The organism is Rhodococcus sp. IEGM 1354 (assembly GCF_030056855.1).
GTDB lineage: Bacteria > Actinomycetota > Actinomycetes > Mycobacteriales > Mycobacteriaceae > Rhodococcoides.
Genome location: NZ_JASHKT010000003.1, coordinates 142,445 through 165,178 on the forward strand (window position 1 = coordinate 142,445; position 22,734 = coordinate 165,178).

Here is a 22,734-nt window from a genome sequence, read left to right on the forward strand (position 1 = left end):
GCGACCCACCGACACACTTTCGAACACACGTTCGTCGATCGAGTGAAGTCAGTTGCGTGAGATCAGCGACCGCGCAAAGAACATCAGGTTGGCCGGCCGCTCTGCAAGTCTGCGCATGAAGTAGCCGTACCACTGCTCGCCGTAGGGCACGTAGACACGCACGTGCTTGCCGGCGTCGACCAGTCGTCGTTGTTCCTGGTCGCGGATTCCGAACAGCATCTGGAACTCGAAGTCGGCTGCGGACCGTCCGGCGTTCGCGGCGAGCCGCTCCGCCGCCTCGATCATCTCGGGATCGTGGGAGGCGACCATGGGGTAGCCGCTGCCGTTCATCAGCACTTCCAGGCACCGTAGGTACGAGTCCGAGACATCCCGTGCACCCTGGAACGCCACCGACGCGGGCTCGTTGTACGCGCCCTTGCACAGGCGGATGCGAGATCTCGGTCCGGACAGCTCCCTGCAGTCGGCCTCGGTTCGTTTCAGGTACGCCTGCAGCACCGTGCCGAGATCGGGAAAGTCGTGCCGCAGTTCGCGCACGATGGACAGGGTCGAGTCGGTGGTGGTGTGGTCCTCGGCGTCGACGGTCACCCACACTCCCGCCGCTGTTGCCGCGGTACAGATTTCGCGCGCGTTCTCGAGCGCCAGCGTCCGGTCGATTCCCTGACCGAGGGCCGAGAGTTTGAGTGACACCTCGAGCGCGGTCTCGGCGGTACTACGCGTCGAAAGGCGTTGTATCAGTGACAGGTACGACTGCACGGTGGCCGTCGCCTGTGCGCGGTCGGTGGTGTCCTCGCCCAGATAGTCCACCGAGACGAATCGTCCCGACGCCAGCAGGGCATCGACGGCGGTGACCACGGCGGGCTCCGATTCTCCGGCGACGAAGCGGTCGACGAGCGATCGGGTGGCACGCAGCCGCGTCACGGTGGCCTGCAATTTCGGTGAGCGTGCGGCCGCCAGCAGAGCCGGCCGCAGTGGGTTGCTCAGCACTGTGGTCATCGTGTGCCCTCGCCTTCCTGATGGGGGTAGCCGTGTGCGGTCGGCGGGACGAACGTTTCCTTGACCGTGCGTGCCGATGCCCAGCGCAACAGGTTCTGCGGTGAGCCGGCCTTGTCGTTGGTACCCGACGCACGCGCTCCGCCGAACGGTTGCTGACCGACGACCGCGCCGGTGGGCTTGTCGTTGACGTAGAAGTTTCCGGCGGCGAATCGCAGTGCCGAATGGGCCTGCTCGACGGCCGTGCGATCGGTGGCGATGACGGCACCGGTCAGTGCGTACTTCGATCCGGTGTCGACGGTGCGGAGTACGTCGGCATAGGCGTCGGGCCGGTTGTCGTCGTAGACGTGCACGGCCAGAATGGGGCCGAAGTACTCGGTGGTGAAGGCTTCGTCGGTGGGGTCGTCGCCGAGAAGAACTGTGGGAGAGACGAAGTATCCTTCCGTGTCGTCGCACGTTCCACCGGCGGCGATGGTCAGACCGGTCACGGATTTCGCGCGGTCGAGCGCTGCTGCGTTGCGGTCGAACGCTTTTCGGTCGATGACGGCACCGCCATAGTTCGACAGGTCGGTGACGTCGCCGTACTTCAGGGCCGACACCTGCTCGATGAACGTCTCACCCATGCGAGCCCACAGCGACTTCGGTACGAATGCTCGCGAAGCGGCCGAACACTTCTGCCCCTGGAAGTCGAAGGCACCGCGAATCATGGCTGTGGTCAACACGTCCGGATCGGCCGAGCTGTGCGCGACGACGAAATCCTTGCCGCCGGTCTCGCCGACGAGCCGCGGGTAGGAGTGGTAGTTCGAGATGTTGTTGCCGACCTCGCGCCACAGCGTCTGGAAGGTCGCAGTGGATCCGGTGAAGTGGATGCCCGCCAGGCGTGGATCGGCCAGGGCTACTTCGGAGACCATCGGACCGTCGCCGAGGACGAGGTTGATCACTCCCGGCGGCAGACCTGCCGCCTCGAGCAACTGCAGCGTCAGGTACGCAGCAACTGCCTGGGTGGGCGACGGCTTCCACAGCACCGTGTTGCCCATCAGTGCAGGCGCTGTGGGCAGGTTGCCGGCGATGGCGGTGAAGTTGAACGGTGTGATCGCGTAGACGAAACCCTCGAGCGGGCGGTACTCGACGCGATTCCACACACCCGGGGCCGACACCGGCTGATCGGCGAGGATCTGTCGTGCGAACGCGACATTGAACCGCCAGAAGTCGATCAGCTCGCACGGTGCGTCGATCTCGGCCTGGTAGGCCGACTTGGACTGCCCGAGCATGGTTGCGGCAGCGATCCTTTCGCGCCACGGACCCGACAGCAGATCGGCCGCGCGCAGGAACACTGCAGCTCGCTCGTCGAACGGAAGATCGCGCCAGGCCGGTGCAGCTGCGGTCGCTGCGGAGATCGCGTCCTGCACGTCCCGGTGCGTTGCCTCGGCGAAGCTACCGATGACCGACGCGTGCTTGTGGGGTTCGACCACATCGGTATCGGTGCCGGCGGCGTCGCGGTGGACACCGCCGATAACCTGATGGATGCGGACGGGGTTCGCACGCAGTTCGTCCAAGCGGATGCGCAGCCTGGCGCGCTCGGCGCTTCCGGGCGCATAGGTGTTGACCGGCTCGTTGACCGGGGTGGGGACTGATGTGACCGCGTCCATGGTGACTCCTCGCACTCGGGTGTGTGCTGCTCATTGAAGTCGCATCGACAGCCCGTTCAATCAGCTCATCGGCCAAAGAATTCGTGGTGTACTTGTCCGCATGGCCAACACCGTGACGCTGCGTTCTCTGCTGACGTCGCTGCACAGCGCAGTGGTCGAGCTCGTGGTCGCTCCGGTGGGAACCGAGATCACCGTCGAGTCCGTGGCCCTGCTCGACGGCGACGACCTTCGTCGACCACCGGGAACGGCTGCCGATCTGACCCTGCTGGTCGGCGTCACCGAGACCGATGCGCTGCGTTGGTTCGACGATCTGGCGTTGCGTCCGGTGGTCGACAGGCCCCTTGCGGTGCTGACCAAGGTGGCCGACTCGACCGCGTTGGCCCACGCTGCCCGAGAGACCGGAATGGCCTTGGTCGCGGTACACCACCAGACCCGCTGGGAACTGCTGCTGTCGACGATGCGCGGGGTCCTCGATCAGTCACGCTCACCGGCCTCGGACGACGGGCTGTTCGGAGCGGACACCGATCTGTATGAGCTGGCGCAGACGGTTGCGTCCTTGACCAAAGGCATGGTGAGCATCGAGGACGAGCGCTCGCACGTATTGGCGTACTCGGCATCGGACGACTCGGCCGACGAGTTGCGGACCCTGTCGATCCTGGGGCGAGAAGGACCGGCCGACTACCTTCGCCGTCTGCACGAGCGTGGGGTGTTCGATCGACTCCGCCGTACCGACGACGTCATCGACGTACCGGCCGATGCCGAACTCGGTATCCGTCGACGCCTTGCCGTCGGAATACGTCGAATCAGCGGCGCAGCAACAACACTGGGAACGATCTGGGTACAGGAAGGAGCTCGTCCGCTGTCGGTGGACGCCGATGCGGTGTTGCGCGGAGCGTCGGCGGTCGCCGCCCGGCTGATCACCCGCATCGCGAACGCCCCGACCAACGAGGCGCTGCAGATTCAGCGGCTGCTCGGCGCGCGGGGTGGCGGCGTGGACATTCCGTCGCTGGCCGCGGCGCTGTCGATTCCCACCACGGGGACGGCCGCGGTAATCGGATTCGCCGCCTGTGGAGAATTCGACATCACCGGTCTTGCTCCGTCGATTCGGTTGCACGCCAGTGCATTCAGGCGAGACTCGTTGGTGACCGTCATCTGCGAGAGGATCTACGTACTGTTCTCCGGAGCTGCGTCGGGGACGGCGATTCCGGTGTGGACCGCAGATGCCGTGTCGCGCATCGAGACTCGAACCGGACTGTGCTTGCGCGCCGCGGTGGCCGCGCCGATCGCCGATCTCGACGGGGTGGCCGCAGCCCGGTTCGAAGTCGACCGAGTATTGGACGCGACCACCGGCGACGTTCGGGTCACCACGCTCGCAGAGTCGAGAACGTCTGTGCTGCTGGGCGAGATCGTCGACATCATCTCGAATCACGAGCAGTTGCGGGACCCGCGCATCGCAGCGCTGGATCGGTACGACGCCACCCACGACGGCGCGATGCGTGAGAGTCTCGAGACGTATCTGGCGTGCTTCGGTGACGTGCGTGCCGCAGCGGAGAGGCTGCACATCCACCCGAACACGGTGCGTTACCGCATCCGACGCGTCGAGCAGATTCTGGAGTTGGATCTGTCGGATCCGGACGCGCGGTTGTTGGTGGAGATTCAGCTGCGGATGTGAGCGTCACGGGCCTCGGTAGTGCTGGACCGGATCACCAGGCTCGGCTCGATACGCGAGCGACGGGTGCTGCGGTTGCCGGAATCGATTTGGGCCAAGAGTATTTCGACGCTACGGATGCCGACCTCGCTGAACTCCTGACGGATCGTCGTCAGGGGAGGGGAGAAGAACTCCGCGTCGGGAACGTCGTCGAAACCGACCACACTGACGTCCGTCGGAACTTTCCGGCCGTGCACTTCGAGGGCGCGCAACACCCCGAGCGCCATCGCGTCGTTTCCGGCGAACACCGCTGTGACGTCCGGGTTCTCGGCCAATCGACATCCGGCTTCGAAGCCGGACTTCGCGGTCCAATCGCCGGCGAGAACGAGTGGCGGTTCGACACCGGCCTGCTCGTGGGCCGAGCGCCACCCGATGACGCGGTCGGCCGCCTCGTACCAACCCGAGGGGCCTGCGACGTGCCAGACGGCGCGGTGACCGAGTGAGAGCAGATGTGTGGTGGCGGACTGCGCGCCGGCGACCTGATCGACCGAGACGACCGCCAGATCGCCTTCCGGCGATCCTTCGACGGCCACCAGTGGCAGTTCGGCGGCCAACTCGGCGATGTCGCCGCCGTCGGTGCTCAACGGCGCGATGACGACGACGCCGTCGACGCCCTGCTTCTGCAACCTGCGCACGCAGGTGCTGATCGCCACCTCGTCGAACGAGGTGGGGACGCCGACGACGACGGAGTATCCGGCCTGTCGTGCGGCCTGTTCGACGCTGTAGAGCGTCGACACCGGCCCGTACAGAGCGTTGCCGGTGCCGACGATCCCGATGGTGCTGCTGCGGCCGGTGACCAGAGCGCGAGCTGCGGTGTTCGGCCGGTAGCCGAGCTCCGCGATGGCCTGCTCGACCCTCGTTCTGGTCGCCTCGGTGACGTTGGGATGGCCGTTGATGACCCGAGAGACGGTCTGGTGGGACACACCCGCGAGCCGAGCGACGTCGGTCATGGCCGGTCCGCGGGTCGGCGTCATCGCACGCATCCTCCTTCGCTGGTCGAACACCATCTCAGCATGCCCGGACCGGATCGGCGCGTCACCGCCCGGATCACGTCGTTTTCGTCATCGATGCAGAGGTCGGCGGTGCGGGCTTTCCGGGCTCGCCGGGGGAGAACATCTCGGCGGGTACCGGTACGCCCAGGTAACTGGTGGGGGACGCGGCTTTGTCTCCCTTGCCGCCCTTACCGCTCGCCGCACGACGCTTGGTCCAGATGTCGAACGCCACGGCGGCGAGCAGCACCAGACCCTTCACCAATTGCACTCTCTCGCTGGGTGATCCGATCAGCGACATGCCGCTGTTGATCACGGCGATGATGAGTCCACCGGTCAGCGCGCCGACGATGCGGCCGACGCCGCCCTGTACGGCTGCGCCACCGATGAACGCCGCCGCGATGGCGTCGAGCTCGAAGCCGTTGCCCGCAGTAGGACCGGCCTGGTTGAGGCGTCCGGCGAAGATGATTCCGGCCAGAGCCGAGAGGACACCCATGTTGACGAAGATCCAGAACGTGACCGGCTTGACCTTGATACCGGACAGGGACGCGGCGTGAATGTTGCCGCCGATGGCGTAGACGTGCCGGCCGAATACGGTCTTGCCGGCCAACGTCGAGTAACCCATGACCAACACGGCGAGCAGGATCAGCACGTACGGCAGGTTCTTGAAGCGAGCCAACTGGACGGCGATCGCAAGCACGAGAGCGGCAGCGAACGCCATCTTGATCAGGAACAGCGGCATCGCGTCCACGGTCTGGCCGTACTTCTGCCGGCCCGTTCGAGAACGCCACTGGCTGAACACGATTCCAGCGACCGCGAGAATCGCGACGAGCAACGTGAAGATATCCGCCCCACCCAATGGCCCGAGTCCCACATTGCCCATGAAGCCGGGCAGGAAGCCGTTGGACAGTGTGCGTACCGGTCCGGGGAACGGCCCGATGCCCTGGTTGCCGAGGACGATGAGAGTCACTGCGCGGAAGACGAGCATTCCTGCGAGGGTGACGATGAACGCGGGAATGCCGAAGTACGCGACCCAATAACCCTGCCAGGCACCGATCAGACCGCCGACGATCAACGTGATCAGCACCGCCAGTGGCCACGGAACGTTCTGTTGGACCATGAGGACACCGGCGATGGCTCCGGTGGCCGCCACCACCGATCCGACGGACAGGTCGATATGGCCGGCGATGATGATGACGACCATGCCGATGGCCAGAATGAGAATGTACGAGTTCTGCACCACCATGTTGCTGATGTTCTGCGGCACCAACAGCTGACCTCCGGTCAGCACGGTGAAGAGCACGATGATCAGCGCGAACGCGATGAAGATTCCGCTCTGTCGGAGGTTTCGCGTGAGCAGCCCCCGAACGGTCGACAGCTGGTTCATCGAAGTACTCCTGTTCCACGGGTCATGAGATGCATGAGAGATTCCTGGGTTGCGTCCTCGCGGTCGACCTCACCGGTGATCCGGCCGGCGGACAGCGCGTAGATCCGGTCGCACAGACCGAGAAGTTCCGGAAGTTCGGACGAGATCACCAGCACTGCCTTTCCGGCGTCGGCGAGTTGGTTGATGATCGAATAGATTTCGAATTTCGCGCCGACGTCGATTCCTCGCGTCGGTTCGTCGAGGATGAGCACGTCGGGATCGCTGAAGATCCATTTGCTCAGCACGACTTTCTGCTGATTGCCGCCGGAGAGTTTGCCGACCACGGCGGAGACGTTCGGTGCCTTGATGTTCATGCTCTTGCGGAAGCCCTCGGCGACTTTGTATTCCTGGTTGGCGTCGACGAAGCCTCCCGTCACCAACTTGTCCAGCGCCGCGGTGGAAATGTTGCGCTTGATGTCGTCGATCAGGTTCAGCCCGTACCGTTTCCGGTCCTCGGTGGCGTACGCGATGCCGTGATGGATGGCATCGTTGACGGACTTGACGTGAATTTCCTTGCCGTACTTGTAGAGCCGTCCCGAGATGTCGATCCCGTAGCTTCGGCCGAAGACGCTCATGGCCAACTCGGTACGGCCGGCACCCATCAGTCCGGCGAGGCCGACGATCTCACCGCGCCGCAGCGTGAGGTTCGCCTTGTCGACGACGGTTCGGCCCTGCTGGGTCGGACTGTGCACGGTCCAGTCCTCGATGCGCAGAACTTCCTCTCCCACAGTCGATTCGTGGGGCGGAAACCGGTGCTCGAGATCGCGGCCGACCATCAGCGAGATGATGCGATCCTCGGTGACGTCCGGGTCTCGCATGTCCAGCGTCTTGATGGTCTTGCCGTCCCGGATGATCGTGGTCCGGTCGGCAATGGCCGCGATCTCGTTGAGCTTGTGCGAGATGATCACGCACGTGATGCCCTCGTCCCGTAGACCGCGCAACAGATCCAGCAGATGTGCGGAGTCGGAATCGTTGAGTGCCGCAGTGGGTTCGTCGAGAATCAGCAGGGTCACGTCCTTGGACAGTGCCTTGGCGATCTCGACGAGTTGCTGCTTGCCGACGCCGAGATCGCTCACGACGTTGACGGGATTCTCCCGCAGCCCTACCCGGTTCAGTAGGGCTGCGGCCTCGGAATTCGTTCGGTTCCAGTCGATGAACCCGCGCTTGGACCGCTCGTTGCCGAGAAAGATGTTCTCGGCAATGGAGAGATGCGGACTCAGTGCGAGTTCCTGATGGATGATGACGATGCCCTCGGCCTCGCTACTCCGGATGTCGGAGAACATGCACGCCCGACCGTCGAACACGATGTCGCCGTCGAATGTGTCGTGTGCGTACACACCCGACAACACCTTCATGAGCGTCGACTTGCCTGCTCCGTTCTCGCCGCAGATCGCGTGGATCTCGCCGCGATTCACCGAGAGAGTGACATCCTGTAGCGCCTTGACGCCGGGAAATGTTTTGGTGATGCCGCGCATCTCCAGAATCGGGCTCGTCATCGCCGAACTCACTTCAACTGATCCTCGGTGTAGTAGCCACCCTCGACGAGCAGCTTCTCGTAGTTGTCCTTGTAGACGATCTCGGGCTGCAGCAGGTACGCCGGAACGACCTTCTCGCCGTTGTCGTAATCGGTGGTGTTGTTGGTCTCGGGAGTCTGACCGTTGAGCATGGCCTGAGCCATCTGGATCGTGACCTCGGCCAGCTGGCGCGTGTCCTTGTAGATCGTGGAGTACTGCTCACCGGCGATGATCGACTTGACCGACGGCACCTCGGCGTCCTGTCCGGTGACGACCGGGTAGGGCTGACCGGCGGTTCCGTAGCCGTTGCTCTTGAGCGCGGACAGAATTCCGATCGACAGACCGTCGTACGGGGAGAGCACCCCCTGAACCTTCTGGCCCGAGGAGTACGTCTTGGTCAGCAGGTCTTCCATGCGCTTCTGTGCCGTCGCCGGATCCCAGCGCAGGGTGGCAGCGGTTCCGAAGTCGGACTCTCCACTACCGATCTTCAGAGTTCCCTTGTCCAGGTACGGCTTCAGGGTGTCCATGGCACCGTCGAAGAAGAAGGTGGCGTTGTTGTCGTCGGGCGAACCGGCGAAAACCTCGATGTTGAGCGGGCCGGCGGGCGCGTCGGCCTTGTCGGTCCCGTCCTCGTTCTTCAGCCCGAGGCCGACCAACAGTGAGGTGGCCTGGTCGACGCCGACCTTGTAGTTGTCGAACGTCGCGTAGTAGTCGACGTCCGGGGAGTTGCGGATGAGCCGGTCGTAGGCGATGACACCGATGCCGTTGTCCTTGGCTTCCTGCAGCTGGGTGGTGATGGCGGTGCCGTCCACCGAGGCCACGATCAGCAGCTTCGCGCCCTGGGTGATCTGGTTCTCGATCTGGTTGACCTGGGTGGGAATGTCGTTCTCCGCGTACTGCAGGTCGACCTTGTATCCCTGGCCCTCCAGCGCGCTCTTGAGGTTGTCGCCGTCGGCGATCCAGCGGGCGGAGGATTTCGTCGGCATGGTGACGCCGATCAACGCACCTGCGGTGCTGCCGCCCTCGGCCGGAGCCTCGTCTGCGGTCTTGGTACTCGATCCGCACGCGCCGAGCGTGAGGGTGAGGGCCACCGCGGCCGTAGCCATGGATAGCTTTCGAAACTTCATCGTTTCTCCCTGTGTTGTGAGGTAGACCGTGAAGCGGAGGCCGTCGGGTGGTCCCGTGTGGTTCGCATCACATCAAAACGAAAGTGTGAGCGATAACATCGGCATTGTCAAAGAATTCTTTTTGCACCCCGCGTGAGCAGTGTGAGCGCTAACATCTGCCGTCGACGACTCTCGGCAAAGCGCCGAAGTTGCGGCCCGTCAGTGCAGCTCGTGCACTGACTGCTTACCGCTCTTGAGCCAGCGGCTCGGCAGCCGGCCGACCAGCTCGCCGAGCGGATGCACCGCCGCCGAGAGGATCTCCACGGAATCCTGCAGGATGTCGATCGAGATACTCATGCGCTCGATGTTCGGAGCTACGGACGTCAGCGTCTCGGAGAGTTTGACCAACTGGTCCAGCGGCCCGCCCTTGGCCGTCAGACGCTCGACGGCACCGTCCTCGGCCAGCATCGTCTCGAGGATGCCGTTCTCCGCGATGGCCCGTTCGATCAGACCGTCCTGACGCGTCAACACCTCGAGCGGACCGTCCTTCGCCGTCAGGCGCTCGAGGGGGCCGTTGGTGGCGGTGATCCTGTCCAGAAGACCGCCTTCGGCGAGCAACCGCTCGAGCGGTCCGTCCTCGGCGAGCAGTCGGTCCAGCGGTCCGCCGGGAGCGAGAATGCGTTCGACCGGCCCACCCGGAGACAGCAGACGCTCGAGCGTGCCGTCCTCGGACGTGAGTCGATCGACGACGCCGCCCTGGGCGAGCAGGCGGTCGAGTGGCCCGCCCTCTTTCAGGGCGTTGCCCAACGCGCGGTCGTCGGAGGTGAGCTGGCCGAGCTGGGTGAGCAGCTGCATCGTGCCGCCGCGGGGATTGGCGAGCGACGCCACTCCGGCCGTGCCCGACGCGCCGGTGGCCAACGCCATCCTGGTGGTCGCCAACGCGACCTCTGCGACGCCGATCGCCTGCTCGGCGATGGCCAGACCGGCCCGTGCAGGCAGTGTGATCGCTGACACCCAGTTCATCGTTTTACTGTAACTGCTTGTAGCCGGGAAAATCAGTGAAGAACCTTCAGCCCGACGACGCATCCGACGATGCCGACCAGAAGCGCGACTTTGAGCAACGACGCTGCTTCGGCACCGGTGATCATCGCGTACGCGACGGTCAGGGTGGCACCGATGCCCACCCACACCGCATACGCGGTTCCGGTGGGCAACGACCGCATCGCGACCGCGAGACCGATCATGCTGAGCACCACTGCGACACCGAAGACGACCGATGGTCCGAGTTTGGTGAAGCCCTCGGATTTACCGAGTGCAGTCGCCCAGATCGCTTCGAGAACGCCGGAAACGACGAGAATCAGCCATGCCATGAGAAATCACCTCTCGGCACCGTCTTGTCGCTGTTCGGGTACGGCGCGCCTCGTCCGATTGTCGGAAGTGACCTGTACGACGGTACCAATTTTTCTTCGACGGGGACGCGAATCTTCCGGTGTCAGTACGCGTACGTGTTCGTCGGCGGGTCGATGCGCCGGGCCGTCGAGACCGTCATCGTGGGGGTGAAGGCGGTGGCTTCCGTCGCGGTCGATGCGTCGACGGTGCCGGTGAGCTGCAGCCAGGTTCCGTCCGGAACATCATCGAGGACAGTCGAATTCGAGTCCAGGTGAATTCGGATGGACCGCGCGTCGGCCGCGCAGCAGATGATCAGGACACGGGCGAGGTCGAGACCGTCGGTTGTGCCGTCGACGCGCGGCGACCCACCGTTCGCGGTCGCCACGGCGAATCCGGTGACACTGATCTCCCGGCCGTCGAGGCTGCCCTCCGAATCTCGGACGGCCCGCTGTACGACGTCGAGCAACGGGACGTCCGGGGCCTGCCCGTCGGGTAACGGCGGGAAGGGTGTCTTCTCGTGGGTCGAGACGGCGTCGACGGACCGGTCGCCGACCGCCGAGACACCGAGCGCGGGCGGGGCGACGAGGAGGATCACCGCAATCGGCACGAGCAACAGCCAGTAGGGGCGCGCGTCGTGATCGTGACCGTCCGTCGGCCCACCGCGCCGGATGTCGGCGACGATCGAGGCTGCCGCGAGGACGACGATCAGCACGCCCGCGATCAGCAGATACGGATGCAGTGACGGTTTGACGTACCGGACGAAGCTGCCGTCGAGCGAGATCTTCACGATCGCTCCACCGAAGAGGAACAGCAGGACGTTCTGCACCTCGCGCTTCATCGCGCGCCGATCAGGAATCCGCCGACGACCGAGGCGCACACGATCGCCACGACGAAGGTCAGTGGTGCGAACCGGATGACGAAACCGCGCCCGAAGCTGCCCGCCTGCATCGCCATCAACTTCAGATCGACGGCCGGACCGACCACCAGAAAGACCAGACGCGGCAGCAGCGGCAACATCGACATACTGGCCGCGACGAACGCGTCGGCCTCCGAACACAGCGCCAGCAGAACCGCCAGTACCGCCATCACCACGATGGACAGCAGCAGCTGACCGGCCAGGTGCGCATAGACCCGATCGGGAATCACCAGGTGCAGTGCCGCGGCCGCCGCAGCGCCGAACACCAGAAACGCCCCGGCCTGCAGCAGGTCTGCACGAGCCGACTCGCGGAACGTCTCCCACTTCGAGCCTTCGTGATCGTGACCTCGATCCGCCAGCCGCGCGGTGATCCACTCGGCCTTGCCGAATCGCGTCCACAGCCAGCCCATCACCACAGCGGTGGCGAGCGAGGCGAGGAACCGGGCGAGAACCATCGCCGGCTCACCAGGAAAGGCCACCGCAGTCGACACGAGAACGACGGGGTTGATCGCCGGTGCCGACAGCAGAAATGCCAGAGCCGCCGACGTCGGCATTCCCTGATCCATCAACCGCCGGGAGACGGGAACAGCTCCGCACTCGCACCCGGGCAATGCCATCCCGGCGAGTCCGCTCACACCGACCGCCGCGGGCTCGTTTCTCGGGACCACACGTCGAAGCACGGCCGGGGAGACGAACGCGGCGATGCCCCCGCTGACGAGCACGCCCAGCACCAGGAACGGCGTCGCCTGCACGAAGATCCCGGTGAAGACGGTGGCTCCGGTTCGCAGGGCAGGGGAGGCGGCGACCCACTCGGCGAGGTACGGACCTGTCGCGATGCCCAACACGAGCAGAGTTGCGAATACGTGCATGGAAGTGACCGTCGGCCTGCGCCTCGGGCGGCGATCGGTGTTCGCAGGGAGCATCGCGCTCCATCATGCCCTCTCTTGGGGCCCCTCTCTGTCGGGGCTCACAGCAACCTCACAGCGAGAGTCCAGCGGACGAGCAGCAACGCGCGCGATGATGGACACCGTGAGCGAAACCCCCGAAGCGCGTGTACTGATCGTCGACGACGAACCGACCATCGTCGAGCTGTTGGCGGTCAGTCTCAAGTTCCAGGGATTCGAGGTCGCGACGGCGTCCTCCGGCCCCGAGGCCCTGGACAAGTCGCGTACCTTTCGGCCCGAGGCACTGATCCTCGACGTCATGATGCCGGGCATGGACGGCTTCGGTCTGCTGCGCAGGCTGCGTGCAGACGGAGTGGATGCTCCGGCGCTGTTCCTGACAGCGCGAGATTCCGTGGAAGACAAGGTGACCGGTCTGACGCTCGGCGCGGACGACTACGTCACCAAGCCGTTCAGCCTCGAGGAAGTGGTGGCTCGGCTCCGGGTGATTCTGCGCCGGTCCGGTCGGACCGAGGAGACCGAATCGTCCCGAGTCGCGTTCGCGGACATCGAACTCGACGACGACACCCACGAGGTGTGGAAGGCAGGCGAGCCGGTCTCGCTCTCGCCGACCGAGTTCACACTGCTGCGGTACTTCATGGTCAATGCCGGAACAGTGCTGAGCAAGCCCCGCATTCTGGATCACGTGTGGCACTACGACTTCGGCGGTGAGGTGGGAGTGGTGGAGTCGTACGTGTCGTATCTGCGTCGTAAGGTCGACACGGGCGATACCCGATTGATCCACACGTTGCGGGGCGTCGGCTACGTCATGCGGCAGCCGCGGTGACCGGCCTCCGCTCACGGCTGGGGGACATCCCGCTGCGCTTCACTCTGGTTGCTGCCCTGCTGCTGTTGGTCGGGCTCGGACTGCTGGCATCGGGTGTCGCGGTGACGTCCTCGTTGGAGACGTCGTTGATGCGTCGCCTCGATCAGCAGTTGGTCGAGGCATCTCGGGGTTGGGCGCAACCGGACTCCCGCCCACTTCCACCCATCGGCGAGCCCAATCCTGGTCGCCCGCCGTCGAATTTCTACGTCCGGTCCGTGGCGAACGACGGCACCGTACGGGGACCCATCAACGATGTGGCAGAAAGTGTTCCGGATCTATCCGGTGTCACCGCCGATCGCCCGACGACGGTCGGCTCCGAGAGCGACCCAGGGAAACAGTGGCGCGTGTTGACGGTGACCAACAGTGACGGATCCACCACTGTGGGAATTCCGCTGGGTCCCAATCAGCAGACCGTCAGCCGACTGATGGTGCTCCAGTTGTACATCGGAGCAGCGGTATTGGTGGTGTTGGGTGTGGTGGCGTACTTCGTGGTGCGGCGCAGCTTGCGGCCGTTGCGTGAGGTGGAGACGACGGCAGCTGCGATTGCCGCAGGCGATCTGCACCGGCGGGTGCCCCACCGCAGTGAGAGAACGGAAGTCGGTCGACTGTCGGCGGCATTGAACGGAATGCTCTCGCAGATACAGCGGGCGTTCGCGGCGACCGCCGCCTCGGAAGAAGCGGCGCGGGCGTCCGAGGATCGGATGCGCCGGTTCGTCGCCGACGCCAGCCACGAACTGCGGACTCCGCTGACGACCATCCGGGGATTCGCCGAGCTGTACCGGCAGGGGGCGATGAGCGACATCGCATTGTTGATGACGCGGATCGAGGGCGAATCGGCGCGCATGGGACTGCTCGTCGAGGATCTGCTCATGCTCGCGCGACTCGATGCCCAGCGTCCCCTAGAGGTACGTCGAGTAGACGTGCTCACCATCGCCGCCGATGCCGTGCACGATGCGAAGGCCGTCTCGCCCGCACGCGACATCTCGTTGAAGGTATCGGCAGGACCAGGTATTCCGGAGGTCGCCGGCGACGATGCCCGGCTGCGTCAGGTGTTGGCCAACCTCGTGGGGAACGCAGTGCGGCACACGCCCGAGTCCGCGTCGATCACGGTGTGCGTGGGCACCACCGAGGAGTCGGTGGTACTCGAGGTGCAAGACACCGGCCCTGGGCTGGGTGAGGAGGAAGCAGCTCACGTCTTCGAGCGCTTCTATCGCACCGACTCGTCCCGGACCCGTGAGAGCGGGGGCAGTGGTTTGGGCCTGTCTATCGTCGCAGCACTGGTCGCCGCGCACAGTGGAACCGTGAACGTCCGAAGTAGCCCGGGACAGGGCGCAACTTTTCGGGTCGAACTACCCCGAACCGACGGTTGATTCACTGGCTGCGCGTGCATTCTTGCGTTCGGCGATCCTGGTGTACGCGGCAGCAGCGAGAGGCGCGGCCACGAGCATCGACACCAGCCGGATCACCTGAACGCAGGCGACGAACGTGACGTCCGATCCCGTCGTCGCGGACACCGCGAGTACTGCGGCCAGTCCGCCGGGCGTCGTCGCGAGATAGCCGGTCAACATGCTGACTCCGGTGACGGCGGACAGCGCCCAGCCCAGGAGTGCGCAGATCAGACCGATCGTGAGTACGAGCAGCGCGGCCCACGGGAAGATGCGCCCGATGGCCCGCAGGCTGGCGACGGTGAAGGCGAGTCCTGCTTGCCATCCGATGACGATGAACGCCAACGGCAGCAGTACTTCCGGGACGGAGATGTCGACGGGCCAGCCGAAAAGCTCGCAGGCTCCGGCGACGATCAGCGGTCCGAGTGTGGCGGGGGCGGGGAGTCGGATCGTCTTCGCGAGCAGGATTCCGACGACGACGGCACCGACCAGAAAGGCCGTGCCGATGTACCACGGTGTCGTCGACGCCTCGTCGGAACCGGACGTTCCACCGGTGTCGGTGTGAAAGGCGAAGGTGACGATCAACGGCATCGTGACGACCACCAACGCCACGCGGAGATACTGGACCACGGCGACGATGCGCTCGTCACCACCGAGCTCGCGGGCGACCGAGACCAGACCTGTTGCGCCACCGGCAATCAGCGACAGTGCTCCGGTCACCGGATCGACGTCGCGGTGCAGTGCCAGCAGAGCGCCGCAGCCGGCGCTGACGATCAGGGTCGCCAATCCGACGGTGACCGCGGGAATCCAGTTCTCACCCAGCGCAGCGAGGGTGTCGGTGTCGAGCATGAGTCCGATCGTCACCGCCAGCGTGCCCTGCGCAGCCATGGACGCAGGCCGGGGCACGGCGGCCGGCCCCAACCCCGTCAGTGCGAACACCACGGCGACGACGAGTGCGGCGAAGAGCGACGGTGCGGTGAGGCCCAGAGCCGCGAAAAGGGCCCAGCCCCCGACGGATACGGCCGCGAGGCCGATCCATCGGAGGCTGTGCCGCACTACGGTCGTCGCCTTGTCGGCAACACTCACGCTCCGGACTTGACCAGTAGAACCGGAACCGGAATTTCGAGCAGCAGGCGCTGAATCGTCTGTCCCATCAGGAACTTGCCGACTGCAGAGCGGTGCCGGGAGCCGACGACGAGGATCTCGGACTTCTGCTCCTCCACCAGAGTCAGCAGAGTGTTCACCGCGTCGGGATCGGGGCGACCCACCGCCACGGTCCAGGCCACGGCCTCGGCGTTGTCGATGTCGGCCAGGGCGGTCTCCACTGAGGTGGAGACCGCAGCGGTTTCGCCTGCCTCGGCGGACGGCTCGGCCGATCCCGACAATGCGTGCAGGACGACCAGATCGGTCTCTCTGATCCGAGCTTCTCGAACGGCGGCCGCGAGTGCTGCGCGGCCCTCGGGCGAATTGTTGTGCAGTACGCCAACAGTCATGACGGTGTCTCCTTCAGGAAGGTGGGGGGTGAGAGATCAGCCGAACGGAATCTGACCGAGGACGATGCCGACCGCCAGCATCGCGAGGGAGACGACCACCGCTCGCCACAACACCTTCTTGTGGTGATCGGCCAGCGAGACTCCGGCCAGGGTCACCAGCAGCAGGATGGCCGGAACCAGCGGGCTCTGCAGGTGGACGGGCTGACCGGTGATGGAGGCGCGGGCCATCTCGACCGGGTCGATGCCGTACTTCTCGGCGGTCTCGGTGAGCACCGGCAGGATGCCGAAGTAGAACGCGTCGTTGGTCATGAAGAACGTCAGCGGGATGCTCAGGATGCCGGTGATGACGGCCAGGTACGGGCCCATGCCGGGCGGGATGACGTTGAGCAGCCACTCGGCCATGGCCTCGACCATGCCGGTGCCCTGGAAGACGCCGGTCAGGATTGCCGCGGCGAGCACCATGGCGACGACGGAGACGATGGAGGACGAGTGCCGAGCGATCGCGTCGCCCTGTTCCTTGACCTTAGGGAAGTTGACCGTCAGTGCGATCGAGGCAGCGATCATGAACAGCACGGGGATGGGAAGAATGTCCATGACCAGGATGACGAGGAGAACGACCGTCAGAGCAGCGTTGAACCACAGCAACTTCGGACGCAGAGTGTCGCGATTGGGGTCGAGACCGTCGAAGAACTGACCCGATTCGCCGGAGCCGTCCGAACCGCCGGTGCCCGATCCGTTTCCGCCCTTGCCGCCCTTACGGACACTTCCGCCGCCGCCGGAGGCCACCAGCTCGGGTTCGTAGATCAGCTTGCCGATGCGTCGACGCTCCATGATGCCGAGGTGAACGGCGAAGAGCAGCACGATGATCAGGCCGACGATCATCGACGGAACCATCGGAACGAAGACGTCGGACGGGGAAATTCCCAGAGCGGATGCAGCACGAACCGTCGGGCCGCCCCACGGGATGATGTTCATCGTGCCGTTGGCGAGTCCGGCGACGACGGTCAGAATGACCGGGCTGACACCGAGTTTGAGGTACAGCGGCAGTAGTGCGGACGTGACGATGATGAAGGTCGTCGAGCCGTCGCCGTCGAGCGAGACGACCATGGCCAGAATGGCTGTTCCGACAACGAGTTTCATCGGGTCGTTGCGTACGACACGCAGGATGCCGCGCACCAGCGGGTCGAACAGTCCCACGTCGATCATGATTCCGAAGAAGATGATCGCGAAGAACAGCAGGGCCGCGGTGGGGGCCAGAGACTTGATGCCGTCGGTGATCATGTCACCGATGCCGAGTCCCGCGCCGGCCAGCAGACCGAAGATGACGGGGACGAGGGTGAGTGCGACGACGGGCGTGGCTCTCTTGGTCAAGATCAAGAACATGAAGGCGGCTACCATGAGGAAGCCGAGTATCACCAACATCGTGCACTCCTTCTCGAAATGTGTGAGGTGGGTCCGGTTGGACTACGTGTTGTGACTGAAGTTACGTAACCGGCATCACATGTTCGCCGTTGTGCGCACTACCCGCGCAAGCAACGTAAAGAGCCTTTTGCGCATTGTGCTCGAGAAGCTCTCGCTCTAGCCTTGGCTGGTGCGATTGAGGACTCAAGTGCTGCTGCTGCAGGCCGCGTTGGTTGCGGTGGCGCTGGCAGTGGCGTTCGGAGTGTTCGCGATCAGCAGTGGCGAACAGGCCAACGAGGAGTACGGCGAGCGCGCCCTCGCGGTGGCGCGGACGGTGGCCTCCGACCCCGAGGTTCGTTCGCTCGTGGGGCAGTTCTCGGCCGCGGACACCGCGGGCACCGATGCTGCGCCGGCGGGAGTGCTGGCAGGCGGCGCGCTGCAGCGGACGGGCGAAAGTGCCCGGGAGCGCACCGATGCTCTGTTCGTCGTCATCACCGACGACCGGGGACTGCGCCTGGCGCATCCGGATCCGACCGTCCTGGGACAACGGGTGAGCACCGATCCGTCCGGTGCGTTGGCCGGCAACGAGGTCGTCGAATCCCAACGCGGCACGCTGGGCGACTCCGTCCGTGCCAAAGTGCCCATCCTGGCTCTCGGCTCGGCAGACGTCGTGATCGGCGAAGTGAGCGTCGGTATCTCCACGACGGCAGTGCGAACCGAGCTGGTGAAGGATCTGATCAACGGCGCACTGGTCACCGGAGCAGTCCTGCTGTTGGGTGTGCTGGGCTCGATTCTGCTGGCGCGCAGGTGGAAGCGGCTGACCCTGGGCCTCGAACCCGAGGAACTCGCCGAGCTGGTGCGTGAGCAGGAGGCGGTGCTGCACGGCATCGGCGAAGGCGTGGTGGCCATCGACCCGGACGGCATCGTCACCGTCGTCAACGACGAGGCGCGCACCTTGCTCTCGATCGAGGGGAAGCCGGGAATGCGCGTGGAGGACATCGGTCTGACGCCCAGATTGCTCGAGGTCATCGAGATCCCGACCGGCGAGCCGGTACTCGCGGCCGTCGACGAGGTCGTCGTCATCGCGGCTGCGCGAAAGGTGTTGCGTGACAATCGAGATCTGGGAACGGTACTCACCGTGCGCGATCGAACGGACGTGGAGGCGCTGACGCGTCAACTCGACGCGGTGCAGTCGATGTCCGCGGTGCTGCGCGCTCAGCGACACGAGTTCGCGAACCGGATGCATCTGGTCAGCGGGCTGCTGCACGAAGGCCACCCCGATCGTGCGTCGGAGTACATCGACGAGATTCTCGGTGTCGGACCGAGATCGGAGGCGGTCGAGGGGATCGACGCCGTGTCCGATGCCTACCTACGTTCCTTCCTGACCGCCAAGGCTGCACACGCGCGCGAGAGTGGTGTACGGCTGGTGCTGGGGGAGAACACCTGGGTCGGTGGGGAACTGGTCGGACCGGTGGACGTCACCACCGTGCTGGGGAATCTGGTCGACAACGCGATCGACGCGGCCCGGCTCGGTGCACGTCGACCTGCCGAGGTGGAAGTGGAACTAGTGCAGGAAGATTCGACCCTGCATATCGTCGTCGTCGATTCGGGTGACGGCGTTGCGTTGGCACCCGAGCAGGTGTTCGTCGAGGGAGTCTCGACCAAATCGACGGCGGACACGCCGGGTGGCCGAGGCGTGGGACTGGCACTGAGCCGACAGATTGCGCGAACCCGTGGCGGAGAGGTGACGTTGGCCGATGCCGGCGGGCAGATCACCGCCGACAACGACCGCGGGGGCGCAGTGTTCATCGCCTCGATTCCCGACGCACTACTGATCGAAGAGGTGACGCAATGAGAGTTCTCGTCGTCGACGACGACTTCCGGGTCGCAGATCTGCATGCCGCACTGGTGAATTCGCTCGACCGGTACGAGGTGGCCGCAGTGGCGACGAGTATCGCCCAGGCGCGCGAGCTGCTGACGACACAGTCGTTCGACCTGGCACTGGTGGACGTCTATCTACCGGACGGGTCCGGTATCGACCTGGTGCGAGAACTACCGTGTGACGCGGTGGTGCTCTCCGCTGCTGCGGATCAGGCCACGGTGCGCTCGGCGATGACTGCGGGCGCATGGACGTATCTGATCAAGCCGTTTCCACGCTCGGCCCTGGTCGATCGCCTCACCGGATACCTCGGCTACCGGGGCGCGCTCGATCGTTCGGACGAACTGACTCAGGCGGACATCGACGGTGGGCTCGACGCCCTCCGCCCGCGCGCCGCGGCTCCGTTACCGGCCTCGCAATCTGTCACCCGAGACCTGGTGCTCGACGCGGTGCGCGGAACGACCGAGCCCATGTCGGCCGGAGAAGTCGCTGCGGCCATCGGTATTTCGCGAGCGACGGCCCAGCGGTATCTGGCCACCCTGGTGTCCAAGGGGCGGTTGCGAATGCAGCTGCGGTACGGATCGACCGGGCGTCCCGAGCAGGAGTACTCGCTACCGCCGGGTGCGTGACATCGCCACGACCGCAGCTCCGACGAGCGAAATGGCCGCGGTGATCAGGGCTGCAGTGTTCCAGCCCGTGACCAGAGCGGCCGCGGGATGATCGCCGGCCGGCACGGCGACCACAGCAACCACGGTGACCCCGATCGCAGACCCGACGTAGCGCGCGGTGTTGTTGGCCCCGCTGCCCATACCGCCGCGTCCGGGCGGGACGCTGGCCACGGCCTCGCGTCCCAGCGCGGCGTTGAGGACGCCACTGGCGACGCCCGCCACGAGCAGTCCCGGCAGCAGCCGTGGCCAGGAGGCGTCCGCGGCGAGGCCCGTCAACATCACCATGCCCACTGCCACTCCGATCAGGCCCGCAGAGAGCTGGGTGCGGCCGCTGACGGCAGCCGGAATTCGCCGAGCCAGTAGCGCGGTGACGACCGAGGTCGCAGACCACGCGAACAGCAGAACCGCTGCCCCGAGGGCATCGATGCCGAGCGCGGTACCTACGAACCCGGCCATGTACGACATCAGTGCGATGATCCCGCCGCCCGTCGCCAGCGCGGCGACCGTGGCGGCGAGAAACGGTGGATGCCGAAACAACGTGAGATCGAGCATCGGGCTCGCACTGCGCAATTCGAGCCCGACGAAGGCCAGCAGCAGTAGCGCGGCGAGAACGAACAGCACGATGGGAGTCACGGCGGTCCACCCCTGCCGTCCCTCGACCAACGCGGCCAGCAGTGCGCCGATGCCCGTGGCCAACAGCACCGCGCCCACCGGATCGAGGCCGCGCGGGGCGTCGGACATGGATTCTTCGACGCGCAGCTGTGCGACGACGGCGAGCACGAGAGTGGCGATCGCGAGGACCACGTACGCCTCACGCCAGCTGGCCCACCGGTCGAGGAGCGCGGCGAGCAGCGGTCCGAGCGCGATACCGGCCCCGACGCTGGCACCCCAGACTCCGCTGGCCTTGGCGCGGACGGGCCCGGCGGGGTGAGTGTGCGCGATGATGCCGAGGCTCGATGCGACGACCGCGGCACCGCCGAGGCCCTGGAGGATGCGGGCCAGCACGAAGATCAGGGTGTTGGGAGACACTGCACAGACGATCGCGCCGACGGCCAGAACGGCCGCGCCGAGCACGAAGGTGCGGCGACGGCCGAAGTCGTCTGCGACGGTCCCGGTGGTGAGCAACGCGGCGGCGAGACCGATGCTCATCGAGCTCAGAATCCAGGTTCGTCCCGCTGCGTCCGACATCAGGTCCAGCGCGGTGCTGTTGATCGTCGCGAGCGGAGCGGTGAACGCCATCAGCGTCAACAAGGTGCCCGATGCGGCGACGGCCAGTGCGCGGGTGCCGTTCGTCGTGCCGGCGGGCGTAGGTGCAGTGTCGGTCATCGTCGTCTCTCTGGTCTGGTGATCGAACTGTAAACGGCCATCCTGGTTCGGTCAACAGACTGTACGATCGGCGCATGGCACTCGGAACCGACTACGCCCGCCAGGACTGCCCCCTGGCCCGCGCGCTCGAATTCGTCGGCGAGCGCTGGACCATGCTCATCGTGCGCGACAGCTTCTTCGGGGTCCGACGCTTCGGCGACTTCCAGGTCCACCTCGACATTTCCAAGGCAGTTCTGGCTCAACGGCTCGGCACCCTGGTCGACGCCGGACTGCTCGACCGGCAAGCCCGAGCCCATGGCACCGGCCACGACGACTACGTTCCGACGCACGCCCTCGAAGGACTGTGGCCGGCCGTCTACGCCCTGAGCTACTGGGGCGAGGAACAGAACCCGAAGCCGACGGGTAGACGTCGCCGATTTCTGCATGCGACCTGCGGGACAGATCTGGGACCACTGGGACTGTGCCCCGAGTGTGGCGTCGCACCCGGGCCACGCGACGTCGACACCGACGTCGGACCGGGTTACGACCCGGACATCCGATCCGACGCGGTATCGACGCAGCTACGAACGCGTCGACGGCTGCTGACGCCTCTGCGCTGAGTCGTCGACGCGGCAGGTGTCAGTTCGGGACGTGCGCCTCGTGGCCGAGTTCGCGCAACGCCGCACGAAGCTTGTCGGCGGCCTCGTCCTGTGACTCGGGGGACGGATTCGGATCCGCGCCGGAAATATCGAAATTGCCCATGTCGTACGCCGGAAACACGTGCAGATGCAGGTGCGGCACCTCGAGACCCGCGATCAACAGCCCGGCCCTGGGCGCGTCGAACGCCGTCCTGACAGCCTGACCGATGATCTGCGCGACGGCCGTGATCTTGGCGAACACAGCACCGTCGACGTCCTGCCACTGATCGATCTCCGCACGCGGAACCACCAACGTGTGTCCCTGAGTGACGGGGGCAATCGTCAGAAACGCCACGACGTCGTCGTCCTGCCAGACGAACCGTCCGGGAATCTCGCCTGCGATGATCTTGCTGAAAATAGAAGCCATGGGAACAGAATGCCCTACGAGCTCGTCTCCCAGGTGATTGCCAGGTTCGTCGCAGCCTGGGTCCAGCTGCACACACGAGTGTTG

The 22,734-nt window shown here is 65.4% G+C and carries 21 protein-coding genes and 1 riboswitch; of the genes, 6 read left to right on the top strand and 15 right to left on the bottom strand.

The genetic code is table 11. The features are described from left to right. Positions 1-48: 48 nt before the first annotated feature. The gene (locus QM588_RS07910; RefSeq protein ID WP_283312496.1) at positions 49-993 is read right to left on the bottom strand and encodes a proline dehydrogenase family protein; all 945 of its coding nucleotides are present in this window, start codon (positions 991-993) and stop codon (positions 49-51) included. Then, on the bottom strand, positions 990-2,639 hold the full coding sequence (pruA, locus tag QM588_RS07915) for an L-glutamate gamma-semialdehyde dehydrogenase (RefSeq protein WP_032371593.1): 1,650 nt from the start codon (positions 2,637-2,639) through the stop codon (positions 990-992). The genes QM588_RS07910 and pruA overlap by 4 nt, the downstream gene beginning before the upstream one ends. Positions 2,640-2,739: 100 nt before the next feature. Between pruA and QM588_RS07920 the strand changes: the two genes are divergently transcribed. Further along, the gene (locus QM588_RS07920; RefSeq protein ID WP_283312499.1) at positions 2,740-4,311 is read left to right on the top strand and encodes a PucR family transcriptional regulator; all 1,572 of its coding nucleotides are present in this window, start codon (positions 2,740-2,742) and stop codon (positions 4,309-4,311) included. Here the strand turns inward: QM588_RS07920 and QM588_RS07925 are convergent. The 8 genes from QM588_RS07925 to QM588_RS07960 all read right to left on the bottom strand — a co-directional run bounded on the left by QM588_RS07925 (position 4,296) and on the right by QM588_RS07960 (position 12,610). Then, on the bottom strand, positions 4,296-5,321 hold the full coding sequence (locus tag QM588_RS07925; RefSeq protein ID WP_283312500.1) for a LacI family DNA-binding transcriptional regulator: 1,026 nt from the start codon (positions 5,319-5,321) through the stop codon (positions 4,296-4,298). The genes QM588_RS07920 and QM588_RS07925 overlap by 16 nt on opposite strands. 73 nt (positions 5,322-5,394) lie before the next feature. Further along, positions 5,395-6,723: a multiple monosaccharide ABC transporter permease gene (gene mmsB / locus QM588_RS07930; protein WP_027495782.1), complete on the bottom strand. Its 1,329-nt coding sequence runs from the start codon at positions 6,721-6,723 to the stop codon at positions 5,395-5,397. Beyond that, positions 6,720-8,258, bottom strand: coding sequence for a multiple monosaccharide ABC transporter ATP-binding protein (gene mmsA, locus QM588_RS07935; RefSeq protein WP_283312501.1), 1,539 nt, complete (start codon positions 8,256-8,258; stop codon positions 6,720-6,722). The genes mmsB and mmsA overlap by 4 nt, the downstream gene beginning before the upstream one ends. A gap of 8 nt (positions 8,259-8,266) precedes the next feature. After that, complete coding sequence (gene chvE / locus QM588_RS07940; RefSeq protein ID WP_283312502.1) at positions 8,267-9,403, bottom strand: multiple monosaccharide ABC transporter substrate-binding protein; 1,137 nt, start codon at positions 9,401-9,403, stop codon at positions 8,267-8,269. 198 nt (positions 9,404-9,601) lie between these two features. Further along, complete coding sequence (locus QM588_RS07945; RefSeq protein WP_027495785.1) at positions 9,602-10,405, bottom strand: hypothetical protein; 804 nt, start codon at positions 10,403-10,405, stop codon at positions 9,602-9,604. A 32-nt stretch (positions 10,406-10,437) separates the two neighbouring features. After that, on the bottom strand, positions 10,438-10,752 hold the full coding sequence (locus QM588_RS07950) for a DMT family transporter (protein ID WP_283312504.1): 315 nt from the start codon (positions 10,750-10,752) through the stop codon (positions 10,438-10,440). 13 nt (positions 10,753-10,765) lie between these two features. Then, positions 10,766-10,829: riboswitch (guanidine-III (ykkC-III) riboswitch) on the bottom strand. A gap of 45 nt (positions 10,830-10,874) precedes the next feature. Beyond that, the gene (locus tag QM588_RS07955) at positions 10,875-11,609 is read right to left on the bottom strand and encodes a TIGR03943 family putative permease subunit (RefSeq protein WP_283312506.1); all 735 of its coding nucleotides are present in this window, start codon (positions 11,607-11,609) and stop codon (positions 10,875-10,877) included. Beyond that, entirely contained in the window at positions 11,606-12,610 is a 1,005-nt protein-coding gene (locus tag QM588_RS07960) for a permease (RefSeq protein ID WP_442972883.1), read from the bottom strand. Before QM588_RS07960 ends, QM588_RS07955 begins: the two co-directional genes overlap by 4 nt. Before the next feature lie 97 nt (positions 12,611-12,707). Here QM588_RS07960 and QM588_RS07965 point away from each other — a divergent pair, with 97 nt between their 5' ends. Both QM588_RS07965 and QM588_RS07970 read left to right on the top strand, forming a co-directional pair. Further along, positions 12,708-13,415, top strand: coding sequence for a response regulator transcription factor (locus QM588_RS07965; RefSeq protein WP_027495789.1), 708 nt, complete (start codon positions 12,708-12,710; stop codon positions 13,413-13,415). Beyond that, positions 13,412-14,824 (top strand): HAMP domain-containing sensor histidine kinase, encoded by a 1,413-nt coding sequence (locus QM588_RS07970; RefSeq protein WP_442972884.1) that lies wholly within the window; start codon positions 13,412-13,414, stop codon positions 14,822-14,824. The genes QM588_RS07965 and QM588_RS07970 overlap by 4 nt, the downstream gene beginning before the upstream one ends. Here the strand turns inward: QM588_RS07970 and QM588_RS07975 are convergent. From QM588_RS07975 to QM588_RS07985, 3 genes are read right to left on the bottom strand one after another with little or no spacing between them, the layout of a single operon-like run. Continuing rightward, positions 14,804-15,925, bottom strand: a complete 1,122-nt coding sequence (locus QM588_RS07975) for an AbrB family transcriptional regulator (RefSeq protein WP_283312509.1) — start codon at positions 15,923-15,925, stop codon at positions 14,804-14,806. The genes QM588_RS07970 and QM588_RS07975 overlap by 21 nt on opposite strands. Beyond that, positions 15,922-16,332: a universal stress protein gene (locus tag QM588_RS07980; RefSeq protein WP_027495792.1), complete on the bottom strand. Its 411-nt coding sequence runs from the start codon at positions 16,330-16,332 to the stop codon at positions 15,922-15,924. The genes QM588_RS07975 and QM588_RS07980 overlap by 4 nt, the downstream gene beginning before the upstream one ends. 36 nt (positions 16,333-16,368) lie before the next feature. Continuing rightward, a complete protein-coding gene (locus QM588_RS07985; protein WP_283312510.1) occupies positions 16,369-17,754 on the bottom strand; it encodes a CitMHS family transporter in 1,386 nt (461 codons plus the stop codon). A 169-nt stretch (positions 17,755-17,923) separates the two neighbouring features. On the opposite strand from QM588_RS07985, the gene QM588_RS07990 reads away from it, so the two are divergent. Both QM588_RS07990 and QM588_RS07995 read left to right on the top strand, forming a co-directional pair. Next, positions 17,924-19,588 carry a sensor histidine kinase gene (locus QM588_RS07990; protein WP_094715659.1) on the top strand — a complete coding sequence of 555 codons (1,665 nt, stop codon included), beginning with the start codon at positions 17,924-17,926 and terminating at the stop codon, positions 19,586-19,588. Next, positions 19,585-20,241 (top strand): response regulator, encoded by a 657-nt coding sequence (locus QM588_RS07995; protein WP_283312511.1) that lies wholly within the window; start codon positions 19,585-19,587, stop codon positions 20,239-20,241. Before QM588_RS07990 ends, QM588_RS07995 begins: the two co-directional genes overlap by 4 nt. Here the strand turns inward: QM588_RS07995 and QM588_RS08000 are convergent. Further along, entirely contained in the window at positions 20,224-21,606 is a 1,383-nt protein-coding gene (locus tag QM588_RS08000) for an MFS transporter (RefSeq protein WP_283312512.1), read from the bottom strand. The genes QM588_RS07995 and QM588_RS08000 overlap by 18 nt on opposite strands. A 74-nt stretch (positions 21,607-21,680) precedes the next feature. Here QM588_RS08000 and QM588_RS08005 point away from each other — a divergent pair, with 74 nt between their 5' ends. Then, positions 21,681-22,205 (top strand): winged helix-turn-helix transcriptional regulator, encoded by a 525-nt coding sequence (locus QM588_RS08005; RefSeq protein WP_283312513.1) that lies wholly within the window; start codon positions 21,681-21,683, stop codon positions 22,203-22,205. Between the two features lie 19 nt (positions 22,206-22,224). On the opposite strand, the gene QM588_RS08010 is transcribed toward QM588_RS08005, so the two are convergent. Continuing rightward, positions 22,225-22,650, bottom strand: a complete 426-nt coding sequence (locus QM588_RS08010; RefSeq protein ID WP_283312514.1) for an HIT family protein — start codon at positions 22,648-22,650, stop codon at positions 22,225-22,227. Positions 22,651-22,734: the final 84 nt, after the last annotated feature.